This window comes from Gluconacetobacter tumulisoli (assembly GCF_014174155.1).
In the GTDB taxonomy this organism is placed as follows: Bacteria; Pseudomonadota; Alphaproteobacteria; order Acetobacterales; family Acetobacteraceae; genus Gluconacetobacter; species Gluconacetobacter tumulisoli.
This window is the reverse complement of sequence record NZ_JABEQM010000022.1, coordinates 1-12,236: the sequence shown is the minus strand read 5'-3', so window position 1 is coordinate 12,236 and position 12,236 is coordinate 1. Positions and strand designations below refer to the sequence as shown.

Below are 12,236 nucleotides of genomic sequence, written 5' to 3'. Positions count from 1 at the left end.
CCTCCACGACAATGCATATGATCCGATTGCATCCCAGCGATCCTAGGAATGAACCACGCCGAGAATAAGGCTGGACGAACGAAGCGTTACAGGGATCGAGAGGGATAACCAGGCCGAAAGACTGAGGCATCGAGCCAAGCTGCACCTGCTCCATACCCCCCAGGAAACCGCCTTCTCCAGGTTCACAGCCTCCTTGGGATACCGGAGTCTCCAGAGAGTGCCCCGACGCGACAGGGCTATGGCAGGGCTGCCACAGCAGCTTAGACCCTTTCTGGAAGCATATCTGCCATGCACAAGGCAAAATATTTATAATTCAGACCATTAGTGCCTCTCGCACCCCGTTAAACTTTATGCAATCATTCCCCGCCCCGGGTCGAGGATATGCTTGGTTGTTTCCGGTGTGGAGAGATTATCAGGTACATGGCAAAGTATTGGGAAGTCATTAAAGAAGCAGGCCGGGTTCCGGCCCTTATGAAAATTCTCGATGTTGTGTACCATACGACAGGATTGCGCTTCGCCACGGTTGCGCGCGTCACCGAGGATTATTGGATTGCCTGTGCCGTGCGGGACGACATCGATCTGGGGCTCAAAATCGGAGACGAGTTGCCCGTCCAGACGACACTCAGTCATGACGTTCTTCGTCGGGGCGAGCCCATTGTGATCAATGACGTCGGAGCTGATCCAACTTACTTCCATCATCTTGCGTCTCATCATTATCATTTCAAAAGCTATATTTCGGTTCCGATCCTTTTGCCCGACGGAACATTCTTCGGCACGCTGTGCGCAACCGATCCGGCGCCGCATGATCTGAACCGGCCCGAAATCCTTTCCATGTTCCGCCTCTTCGCGGACCTGGTAGCCTTTCATGTGGATGCGAGTGCACGATTGGCGGAAAACGAGATTACGTTGTCTCACGAACGCACGCAGTCGGAACTCCGCGAACAATTCATTGCCGTTCTAGGCCACGATCTGCGCAATCCATTGATGTCGATCGATTCGGGAGCAAGGCTTCTTCTTCGTCGGCCCGAAAGGGCGACCGAGCTTTTGCCGCTGATTCAAAAGAGCACCGCCCGCATGGCGGCGCTGATCAACGATCTCATGGATTTTGCTCGCGGCCGGCTGGGAGACGGCATCGTATTGGAGCAGAATATCGAATATTCCCTGCAACCCATCCTTGAGCAGATTGTTCAAGAAGTAGAAACTGCTCAACCGGAACGGCGTATCGAGACGCAATTCAAGATAGACCATGCTGTAACGTGCGATAGTGGACGCGTATCTCAATTATTTTCCAACCTGCTATCCAACGCCATAGCGCATGGCGATCCCCACGAGCCGATTATCGTACGAGCGGGCACAGAGGAAAAATTATTTGAATTATCCGTCTTTAACCGAGGCAAGCCCATTCCGCCGGAAGCTCACGACAAGCTTTTCCAGCCATTCTTCCGGGGCGGACAACGGCGGAGCCAGCAGGGATTGGGTCTCGGACTCTATATCGCCTCGGAAATTGCCCGAGCACACAAGGGAAGGTTGTCCTTGTCGTGCAGAGGTGGCGAGACCTGCTTTACATTTCGCCTGCCAATCACCCCCTCCTCTTCCAATTATCATTGAAATGACTGGATTTTCCTGAGAACCGCAATGTCCAATCCTCCCTTCCGCCGTCTGCACGTCATTGTTGCCGAAGACGAAATTTTAACGCGCCTGGCAGTCGCGGATGAATTACGGGACAACGGGTTCGACGTGCGCGAGGCTTCCAATGCGGATGAGGCGCTCACCGTTCTCGAAGGTGAAAAAGCGCCTGTTGATGCCCTTTTTACGGATATCGACATGCCTGGATCAATGAACGGCCTGGAATTGGCCCTACGAGCACGCCAAAGCCGACCTCGGCTAGGCGTCCTTGTGACATCGGGCAAGCATTCGGTGCCAAACGACTTCATTCTTTCTCACAGCCGGTTTGTTGCCAAACCTTATGACATTTCGGATATCCCGTTGATACTTCAAAATCTTGTTGAAATATAATTGGAACAGTAGTGTTGTTAAATGCGGCTGTAAGACCAAAATTTTCTCTGCTTTGGAAGCTGACTTTTGATCGGGTTAGTCAGGCACATCTTTCCTAGATCGTTTTCTTCTCAATCTGGTTCATATCCAGCGGCGGTGAAGAAGTTGGCGCATTCTGTGGGTGTGAACAGATCGATGAGAGAGCCGATCCTGTCCCACAGAGCGTCGCGTGTGCGCTCGGCGGCGCGGCGCAGATGGGCCTTGAGTTTTATCTCGATCGGATTGAAGTCAGGGCTGTAGGGCGGAAGAAACAGGACTTGCACCAGCGGTCTCGATTGCTTCCTGCACGGCCGCTCCCTTGTGGGAGCCGAGATTGTCCATCACGACCACATCGCCCGGTCCCAGGTCCGGCACGAGGACATGCTCGACATAGGTCTGGAAGCACCGGCCGTTGATCGGCCCGTCCAGCACCATCGGTGCGACCAGGCCTGTCAGCCTCGGGCCCGCGATGAAGGTGGTTGTTTTCCAGTACCCATGGGGAACGGCCGAACGCAGCCGCTGGCCGCGCGGGGCACGACCGTAGCGTCGCGCCATGTTGGTCGACGCCTAGAGGGTGTTATGCACCTTGAGCGAGTATAGCGGCGTTTCTGAGCATGAAGCATGCGAAAGCGACGACATGGAGACTTGCGAGCGTTGAAGCGTAGCGCTCGTAATCCTTAACGAGTCTGCGGCATCGTGTGGCCCATGCGAAAGACCGTTCTACGACCCGTCGGCGAGGCAGCAGGACAAAGCCGCGCTTGGCTTCGGGCAACTTGACGACTTCAAGCGTGATACCGTGGGTGCGGGCTGCCTCGGCCGGCCTCTCGCCCGTGTATCCCTGATCGACATAGGCCAGTTCGACGCTTTCCTCCGTCACCTCCTGAATGGCTGCGGCGAGGCGTCCGACCTCGACGCGATCGTCCCGATTGGCTGGCGTGACGTGCAGGGCCAGCAGATGGCCAAACGTGTCCACGGCCATATGCAGTTTCGAGCCCTTTTTGCGTTTGGCCCCATCATATCCGGCGCGCGGTCCGCTCTCCGGTGTCGAACGCAAGGTTCGGCTGTCGAGGATGGCCGCCGTGGGTTCCGCCTTGCGGCCGGAGGCCATGCGCAGCACAGCCCGTAGGTCAGACGCCAGTGCTTCGAAGCAGCCTGCCTCCATCCAGCGACGGGATTGCTGATAGACCGCCGACCAAGGCGGAAGATCGTTCGGCATGGCGCGCCAGGCAATCCCGTAGCGGATCACGTAGCGCAACCCGTTGAACAGTTCGCGCAGATCATGCCGCCGCTGTTCCGCGTCCTCTCGCATCAGAACCAGATACGGGACAACCAACGACCATTCTTCGTCTGATACGTCAGAGGGATACGGCTTCCGAACTTGCGTCATTCAGCATTACTGAACCAATCACGCACGAAAGTACATAACACCCTCTAAGGAAACATGCTTATTAAAAAAATATTGTAATTCCAGAAACAATTCTCACAGGATTACATGTGTGGGTTGTGGGACACTAAGATGAAGCAAGTAGACAAACCAAAATTCGACAGAGAGCAGCAGGTTCAGGACTGGCTCGAATCAGTCATTACGGATGATAGGTTGTCAGATGTCATTGTCGGCGCTGACAAGATCCGTGAAGCACTGATGTGGTCAGAATCGCCCGAATTCAAGCCGCCTTTTCCCATCGACTACCTGAGCCGGCTCGGAAACCTAAGGGCAGCCGGGCATGTGCTGGGAGAACTTCACACCCTTGAACTTGTCGCCAAGAATAATCGCAGCATATCCAGCGAGAAAGGAGAACGCCTCTTTGTCGACCTGCTATACTGCGCGCGAGAAACCTCACGCTTTGTTCTGTTCGAGATCAAAAATCAGCATGGCAGCAGCCGCGAGGCGGTGACAGAGATCATGGCGTATGAGCATGAGGCACTGAACCATACGCCCTTCTCCAGCGCGAACGATGTCATGATGGTGATCGTCTCACGCAATTTCTCAACGCTTCTCGATCACGCCGTCACCGGCCTTAACAGTTGGTCACATCGCCGTGTTCTGTGCCTACGCTTCGATGATAGCCAAGCAGAGCCTCAACTGATCGTTCATATTCCAATCGCCTGGAGCGCGATTGGCCAGAAGGGACTGACAGCTGATGGAATAGTGGCTGCGACACTGTCTTTCACGCCCGCATCAAGCCTCGACGAAGATGATATCCATGCCGTGTGCTCGACTGCTGCCAATCTGATGGTCCGAGAGGCTGAGCGTTCCGGGGGCTCCGGCTTTGCAATGGTGGCCTACAACCATCTCTATCCCAGAATGGCCAATTCACCCTATCTGATCCTCGCGGGCGTCGTGAATCCATTCAGTTTTCTGGAGCGGGCACAAAGCGAAGGGTTCTTGGAGAATAGCCGCTCGCCCATATGCGATTTCATCCTTGAGGACGGTCGGACACGCGAATTGTCTGCATGCTGGTCCTGGCTATCGAATGACGGCGGTGCTGCCGTCCAGTATCTGGAAGGATATGGTTCGTCGGAATGGGCGCTGGCCCAAGGATGGGAAGACATTCGAAATATAGAACGCTGGCGTTACCCAGGGTTGACGCTGGATCGCCACATCATGCCGGTATCTGTCGATTTCTGGGGTGTGTTGGGTGACTATGCGCGAGATGCCGTTCGCCATGTCGACCGCATGCGGAATTTCATGTCGAGTTGCGCCAGACCTGGCATGGACTGGCGCCATCCGATCCTCGGCGTACTTCTACTCGACGAAATTGCGTCGACGCCACCGCTGATTGACGGTCAGTGGACCTTTTCCGCTCTATTTAGATTGGGATTGCTTCTCGGTCGATTTGGTTCGCTTTCCGCTCAGATTGCGGATGCCGAACCAGAGCAGAAGCGCTTGCTGCAAGCCAGTTCCTTTTGGGCCGAGGTCGATATGGCCGGGATACTTCAGGAGGTAGCGCTCCGCTATTCGTCTGCCGAAGACATAGATGAGCCTCCCCCCACCATCTCTGTGCGTCGATGCAAAACAGGAGCAGAGGCCTTTGCATCGGTCTCCGATTTTGCTGACTGGATATTACGAGCCTTCATTGGTGAAGACGAGCAACTCATGCGTTCCGCATTCTCGACCGGCTGGCAGACTCATGCCATTTTCGATTGGCAGTTTGACGCAAAGCAGGACGATCCACAGATTACTCGTCTTCGTGATTTGGGGGTGGAAAGGGCGAGATACTGGCTTAAGTGCTCTATCATTGCGGCATCTGGCGATGGTCGGGATGCGAGTGCGGCAAACACGGCCATTATCACAAGCTTTGGCGATCAAATTCCTTTAAACGAAGGAAAAAATGCCGCTTTGGCAGCGATTAACGCGCTGAGTCCGACGATCCTGATCGACAAGTTGCTGACTGAAATCCCTAGGATCGTTGATAGTTGGCACCCACAGCTTGCCCACATTTTGACCCCCGTGGCATCGATCGGTCATGATTGGGACTGGTTCGAACAGCAGATAGCCGCCGCTCATAAGCGTGGTGAGAAGAACCCTTGTATCTGCATTGGCGCAGGTGGAGAAATCGCCGTCGGCGTCCTGCCTTCAATGCCTGGGATTCCCAAGGTTGACGACGTGACGCAGAAAGTCCTGCTGTCCAGCAACAGTAGCGGATCGGAAACCATTCTGGTGGTTAGTTGGGAGGAGTTGCGGGCCGGAAAAGTGCCGGGGCTATCCTGATACCAAGGGCTATTGCTTCTGCCTCATCTGTGAAGAGACGTGAAAGACCCGTTCTGTTTCTCTCCTGCGAGGGAGGATCGGAGATAAGTGGTACAATTGCATTACGGAAGGATTGTACCGCTGAGCTGCTTTGGCGGCTGGCCTTTTGTGCGCAGGATAAAAATATTGCACGACACCTTTTGTCTTTGACTGTGGTGCGTGACGGTGTCAGGCGAAGTGGCGCGGATCGGAGGCGTGGACCGACATATGAATGTTCACGTTAAATGGCCGGTTTCTGATCACGGTATATACCGCTTGCGACCATCCTGCGGGCGGCCTTGGGAGCGGAGGAAAGTCCGATCCTGAAGTGAAATTACGATTATCGGACATTAAATAACAAAATTTTATACCTCCTCATTTTTAGGCTGACTATCGCTTGCATCAGAAAATAAAATAGTGAAAATCCCCTATGATTTACATACGTTTTATGTCTTTCTATTAAATCATAAATGGATATGTTATATAAAATAATCACGTAATTATTAATAGTAATTTGGTAGGAAATGCGTGAATATAATATTCTACCATCGTGTGTTCACCCATTTAAGCCACAGGGGTTTACGAGATACACCAGTGGGTGCTTCACAACTGCGCATCACGTTCTCTAGTAGATATTCCTGCATCAGAGACATATTGCCAGCAGCGAACTTCTTCAAAGCGTTTGAAAACATTATTGCTTCTTCATTGCCTTGTTTGAACTCTCGACGAAGGAGAGGACACCAAAATTTGCAAAGCCCAGATTTAAGCTTTTTCTTCGGAGAAATTATGAAAATTGGGATAAGGGCATGAGCCGGACCGGTATTGTGCGATCCATCATTAGAAGAACTACGATGTTTCTCTTGTTCATCTTTCAAATGAACAAGAAAATCAAGAGTGCGGCGATCAATAGGGTCGGAGTGTGAAAGATCTTCAACTGCACGTGGCACAATACATAGGACGTATGCTCCACCCGTAGCGCCATTTGTTAAAATGAAGCCTGCAGGAAGATTCGCTACCAAACCACCATCAAGTAGCGTCATTCCACTCAAACGGGTAGGACGTACCAAGCCCGGAATGGAGGCCGAAGCGACAGCTACATCGAAGGCGTCAACCATTTCTCCGGTATGCAAATTTTCAGAAGAACACGCAGATGAATCGTTTTTAAGAAAAAACCAGCCATCGTTTGTATCCTCCCATTGTTCTGGCCATGACTGAGAGTCAACGTTTGCAACGCAAGTGTAAACAAACCAACCTGGCGCAATACCTTTTGGTCTAGGAATAATCAGTCGAACGAAGCTGGACGGCAATATTCCAGGAAGCCTCTTTAATATTTTGCACAAGCATAATAAACATAATATGGAAATTAGTGAAAATAAAAATATTACAACGGCGAAAATTATTATCAATGACAAGTGAAATACGTAAAAAATACACCATACGATCATCAAAATACACGAAATTAATAGAATACCTAAACAAATAAATCGAGATGCCATAGTAGTCCAGTAATCAAGAAGCTTTAAAGGTTCCTTCTGAACAGAAGGGTCTCTACTCCAAAGCGCATTTAAGGCTCCAGCACTCGTTCCCCAAATAGCGCACGGGGTGGTAATTTTTCCTGATTTGAGGAGGCCAGCCAATACACCCGCTTCCCACGCTCCACGAGCACCGCCTCCTTGGATACAGAACACTGGAGCCGCACTGTGCTCTCGCCTAAGCTTATCTCGCAAAACTACTTTCCAAATCGACCCCAGATTAAGTGACCGCTTTCTGCACATCCTCTAACCTCGATTTTGACAGCCATAATGCCACTTTCCATCCCGAAAATCTGTCCACGTTCAGGATGGCACAAACTGGCTCTATACGTCTTGAGTGGGGAGTGGAGAATGGGAGGCTGTATGTCTTAGATGAGGCGATAGCAGTCGTCACTTCGAACAATATAACCGCCCCTTATTGAACGGAGCCTAGGCCACCGTCGGCAACATCTACAGGCTCGGAACGTCCGATGCATCGTCCAGGCGGTCAAGCTGCGGGGGGGTATCCGGGCCTGGCGTCCTTCGGCACGGCTGGTGACCCTGTCGATCCAGTTCCGGAAGCTCGCGGCGTCCGCAGGCGTTGTCCAAGCTCCTTTGACTGTGCTCGCCTACTTTCTCAACTGCTTCAGGGCGTTAATAACATAGTTCTAAAATGCGCTCTTCGTTATCTCTCAGTCTTGGACTTGTCTATGTCTTGATCGCAATTCCGCTATCGGCCTCCAAGAAAGGCCCGCATTTTTTCGTTTGCTGCACTCGCGGCATCACGAGCAGTGGCATGTTGCGGGCAGGATGGTGGACTGCTCTTCAGACGTGCAACATGCTCGGTCGAATCTGTATCCGCTGGAGGAAGCAGGCAAGCAGCTGCTGCGAGGCTGGACTGTAATTCATTAGGTGCCTCTTGCCTGAGTTGAGTGACTTCTTCTTCTGTCGCGCCCCAGCTGGCAGGTGTGACGGATGGTGGACCGTCATTGTCGGGTGTCATCGTCATACAGGAGAGAATATCCGGCGCTGCCATATCGCGTAAGGTTAAGGCTTCGATTCCAAAGAGCTTGCGAAGCGTCGCTATGATCGAGGTATGGTCGAAGGGCGTTAGGCTCGGCGGCCGTATAAAACTTCCCTTTTTGATATACGGAGAGACAATCACCGCGGGAACACGTACGCCATAATAATCAAAACGGAAACCTCCAGTGGCTGTTCCTCCTGGTGGGGTAGCCGCAGGGGGCACTACATGATCGAAACAGCCACCATGTTCATCGTATGTAATGATGAAGAGCGTCTGCTTCCACTTGGGGCCTGCACGTAGAGCATTATAAACAGAGGCGATCAGCGCCTCGCCGTATGCAACATTGTGGGGAGGATGCTGATCGTTCGGAGCATGATTGCCGACCAAATCAGCAAAATAGCGCGGTTCTATAAAGGTATAGGCTGGAAGTCGCCCTTTTTTAACATCAGTTGCGAAATCATCATCAAACCGCCTGAAACGCTCCGGACTCTCCCATAGACGCATCAAGGTCGCGGATTGTGGGAAATCGTGAAAATAAATTCTCCAGTCCTTCCCCTTGTCTGCAAGACGATTGAATACCGTCTCCATTGTGTAAATATGGGCCGGGGTATTATTCACATACCCGCCTGCGGTTCCCGTGTGCACGAAGAACCTGTTGGGCCATGTCTGGCAAGGGGCAGATGCAAACCAGCGGTCTGATACACCGAATGCCCGAGCCAATTGACTGATGACGGGCACATGGATTGGCGTAAAATAATGCATGGCGGCTTGGGGATCAGGCTGTTTCGGCAGGTCAAGCCGCATATAGTTGTCGACAAATCCCTTCATCGTAGGGCTATCTGGATTGACCGTACCGTCTGGTCTCAGTCCGTGGATTTGCATGTGGATGTCGTCGAAACTCTCACCTGGATCTGGAGTGGGGACATAGATGGATGCGGGAGATAATGTGGAATCCGACCATACTGTGATATCTTCTCTGGAGCCGTCTGGTTTATGCCAAGTGTTGTATTCGGTGCCTTTTAAACCATCGAAACCCGTTTCTTGTCCGTATAATTCTCCGAGCATACAGTCAAAAGATCTGTTTTCCAGCATTAATACAACTACGTTATCGATATTTGGAAGATCATTTTTGTCCATTACGCTCTCACGATACTTGATGGGAATTATGATTGGCATCTAAATCTATGCTATTCATCAATCTCCCGGATTCGAATTGACATTCAGATATGCCTAGATAGCCCGACGATAGTCTGGATGCCAACGGAAGAGAAGCGAGGCGGAACGTCAGTGCCTTACTCTAATGCACATAAAACCATATGAATTGCGGCACCCAGATCAACCAACGGTGTTCTTTCGGTCGGGCCAACCGCGCTCAACATTTCTGGTACGGCGCGCCATGGTAGTACAGCGCGCGATAAGTTAGGGTGGCATAAGCACAGCCAAACGTGACGACATCCATCTTCGAGCAGAGCCATGTGAAAGTGGCATAGCACCGCTGATGGGCCGAATCGGGACTACAGTCAGCAATCAGTAGCGTGTTCGCCAGCAGGCAAGCGCGCCACTCGCGCCGCCCATGATGGTCGGTACGGCCGGGGCAGCCGTCGGCACTGCGGCGAGGAGCGCTGTCGACCGTGGCTTGGCGGTGAAATAGCCCAGTAGGGCCATCTGATGAGACCGGCTACCTGCAGAACGGTCGATACGGCACGTCGAGCAGGCCCTACGCGTCGACCCTCCGCGATCTGGAGCGTGACGGCCTGATCGCGCGCACGGTGTTTCCCACCAAGCCGCCAAGCGTCGAATACCGACTGACGCATCTTGGTGTTACGATCCTCGAACCGCTGACCTCCCTTGTCCGATGGGCCAATCAGAGCCACGCCGCCATCCGGGAGGCCCGTCTGGCGTTCGATCAGGCGTCCTGAAGCTGTTCCAGATCGGCAATCAGCCCCGGGCCGGTCGGTGCCCATCCCAATGCCTGCCGCGTCAGTGCGCTGGAGGCGCGCATGTCGAAGCCCGCGAACATCGCGAAGCGCCCGAAGAAGGCAGGCGCTTCGTCGGGCAAGATGGATCGAACCGGCAGGTCCAGGCGCCGGCCGAGCGTGTCGACGATATCGCGCATCGCCACGCCCTCTTCGGCCACCGCATGCCAGGCGGCGCCCGTGGCCCCCTTTTCGATGGCCAGCCTGTAAAGACGGGCGACATCGAGCACATGCGCCGCCGGCGAGAGATTGCTTCCATCGCCCACATAGGCACAAGTGCCGTTCTGACGGAACGTCTCGATAAGAGGCGTGATAAGCCCCTGCTTCGCCCTGTCGTGGACCTGCGGCAGGCGTACCACCGACGCGCGGATACCTTGCGGGATCAGCGCCAGCGCCAGCGCCGTCTGTTCGGACACGCGCGGGAACGGGAAGTCCGGCAGAATCACATCGTTTTCGGTCGCCACCTGTCCCGGCGGTGCCAGTCCTGCCAGCCCGCCCGTGGCCAGGAACGGCTTGTCGGAGCCGGCAAGCGCGGACCCGAGCGCCTCGATGGCGCGGCGATCCGTTTCGCAGCTTGCCATGAAGTTCGACCAGTCGTGGATAAAGGCCAGATGAATCACGGCGTCCGACGCCATTGCCCCTTTTTGCAGGCTGTCGAGATCCTCGAGCGCGCCGCGCTGCGCCTGCGCGCCGACGGCGGCGAGGGCGCGCGCCCCGTCATCCGAACGGGCCAGGCCAAGCACGTCATGACCGGCGGCGATCAGTTCCCTGACGGTCGGCATGCCGATGAATCCGGTTGCACCGGTGACGAATATACGCATGAGCGAAGTCTCCCGTTTTCTGGTGAAGACAAATCTCGGTCTATGCCCTATTCTGTTAAAGTAGTGATCTTATCGTATTATAAAGACTAACAGGATGAGCGAGCATCAGGACGGCGGCAAACGGCTCGGCACCTGGCTGAAGGATCGTCGCGCGAAGCTCGATCCGGCAGCCTTCGGCCTTCCGCAGGAACGCCGCCGCACGCCCGGCCTGCGGCGCGAGGAAGTCGCGCAGAGGGCCAATATCAGCCCGACCTGGTACACCTGGCTGGAACAGGGGCGTGGCGGCGCACCGTCTGCCGATGTGCTGGACCGGATCGCCCACGCCCTGATGCTGACCGATGTCGAGCGCGAGCATCTGTTCCTGCTCGGCCTCGGGCGCCCTCCCGATGCGCGGTATCGCAGGAGCGGCACCGTCACGCCGCGCCTGCAACGCGTGCTCGACGCGCTGGACCCCAGTCCGGCGCTGATCCGGACCGCGACCTGGGATGTCCCGGCCTGGAACCACGCGGCAACCATCATGCTGGGCGACTACAGCGCCTTGCCACCAGCCGAGCGTAACATCCTGCGGATCATCTTCCTCGATCCGCGTTCCCGCGCCATGCAGCCCGACTGGGACAGCATGGCCCGCTTCGTGGTCGGCGCCTTCCGGATCGAGACGGCACGCGCCGGGGCAGCGGACGAGATCACACCCCTGGTAACGGAACTCTGCCGGCTCAGTCCCGAATTCCGGACGATGTGGCATGAGAACAGTGTCACCGAGGCGCCGGTCGACATCGTCAAGCACATCGACCATCCGGTCCTCGGCTCCTTCGCCTTCGAACACTCGACGTTCTCGGTCGATGGCCGGCCGGATCTGACCCTGGTCGTCTACAACCCCGCGACACCCGAGGACGCCGAAAAGCTCAGAACAGCTCTCGAGCATTGATCCGGATACGATACGGGCAGTCCTCCATTCCCAATTCGATGCCGCCTTTTCATGAGGAGCCTGGCAATAGTACGCGTTATCTTCGCTTTACCCTGCCTGATCGTTATCCTGAACTGGCTATGGCCGCTGACCCTTCCCTTATGGCTGAAAGTGCCGGCGGCCATTTTGCTGCTTGTGGCCTCGCAATATCATTTCTGGTCCCGGCTTTCCTCGGG

At 54.5% G+C, this 12,236-nt stretch carries 9 protein-coding genes and 1 pseudogene; 5 read left to right on the top strand and 5 right to left on the bottom strand.

Going from position 1 to position 12,236, the window contains the following annotated elements:
* Nucleotides 1–420 precede the first annotated feature (420 nt).
* Both HLH28_RS17080 and HLH28_RS17075 read left to right on the top strand, forming a co-directional pair.
* Nucleotides 421–1,608, top strand: coding sequence for a GAF domain-containing sensor histidine kinase (locus HLH28_RS17080; RefSeq protein ID WP_182961464.1), 1,188 nt, complete (start codon nucleotides 421–423; stop codon nucleotides 1,606–1,608).
* Nucleotides 1,609–1,635: 27 nt separating this feature from the next.
* Nucleotides 1,636–2,016, top strand: coding sequence for a response regulator (locus HLH28_RS17075; RefSeq protein WP_182961462.1), 381 nt, complete (start codon nucleotides 1,636–1,638; stop codon nucleotides 2,014–2,016).
* A gap of 110 nt (nucleotides 2,017–2,126) precedes the next feature.
* Here the strand turns inward: HLH28_RS17075 and HLH28_RS17070 are convergent.
* Together HLH28_RS17070 and HLH28_RS17065 are read right to left on the bottom strand one after the other, a co-directional pair.
* Nucleotides 2,127–2,601: pseudogene (locus HLH28_RS17070) on the bottom strand (IS630 family transposase); the annotation flags it as partial.
* A gap of 10 nt (nucleotides 2,602–2,611) precedes the next feature.
* On the bottom strand, nucleotides 2,612–3,421 hold the full coding sequence (locus HLH28_RS17065) for an IS5 family transposase (protein WP_182961460.1): 810 nt from the start codon (nucleotides 3,419–3,421) through the stop codon (nucleotides 2,612–2,614).
* A gap of 129 nt (nucleotides 3,422–3,550) precedes the next feature.
* Here HLH28_RS17065 and HLH28_RS17060 point away from each other — a divergent pair, with 129 nt between their 5' ends.
* A complete protein-coding gene (locus tag HLH28_RS17060; protein WP_182961458.1) occupies nucleotides 3,551–5,746 on the top strand; it encodes a hypothetical protein in 2,196 nt (731 codons plus the stop codon).
* A 560-nt stretch (nucleotides 5,747–6,306) separates the two neighbouring features.
* Here the strand turns inward: HLH28_RS17060 and HLH28_RS17055 are convergent.
* Nucleotides 6,307–7,539, bottom strand: a complete 1,233-nt coding sequence (locus HLH28_RS17055; RefSeq protein WP_275943753.1) for a patatin-like phospholipase family protein — start codon at nucleotides 7,537–7,539, stop codon at nucleotides 6,307–6,309.
* A gap of 466 nt (nucleotides 7,540–8,005) precedes the next feature.
* The gene (locus tag HLH28_RS17050) at nucleotides 8,006–9,436 is read right to left on the bottom strand and encodes an alkaline phosphatase family protein (RefSeq protein WP_182961454.1); all 1,431 of its coding nucleotides are present in this window, start codon (nucleotides 9,434–9,436) and stop codon (nucleotides 8,006–8,008) included.
* A gap of 545 nt (nucleotides 9,437–9,981) precedes the next feature.
* Here HLH28_RS17050 and HLH28_RS17045 point away from each other — a divergent pair.
* Entirely contained in the window at nucleotides 9,982–10,218 is a 237-nt protein-coding gene (locus HLH28_RS17045; protein ID WP_275943754.1) for a winged helix-turn-helix transcriptional regulator, read from the top strand.
* Here HLH28_RS17045 and HLH28_RS17040 read toward each other — a convergent pair.
* Nucleotides 10,206–11,096, bottom strand: coding sequence for an SDR family oxidoreductase (locus tag HLH28_RS17040; RefSeq protein ID WP_182961452.1), 891 nt, complete (start codon nucleotides 11,094–11,096; stop codon nucleotides 10,206–10,208). The two genes, HLH28_RS17045 and HLH28_RS17040, sit on opposite strands and share 13 nt — an antisense overlap.
* Nucleotides 11,097–11,190: 94 nt before the next feature.
* Between HLH28_RS17040 and HLH28_RS17035 the strand changes: the two genes are divergently transcribed.
* Nucleotides 11,191–12,021: a helix-turn-helix transcriptional regulator gene (locus HLH28_RS17035; RefSeq protein ID WP_182961450.1), complete on the top strand. Its 831-nt coding sequence runs from the start codon at nucleotides 11,191–11,193 to the stop codon at nucleotides 12,019–12,021.
* Nucleotides 12,022–12,236: the final 215 nt, after the last annotated feature.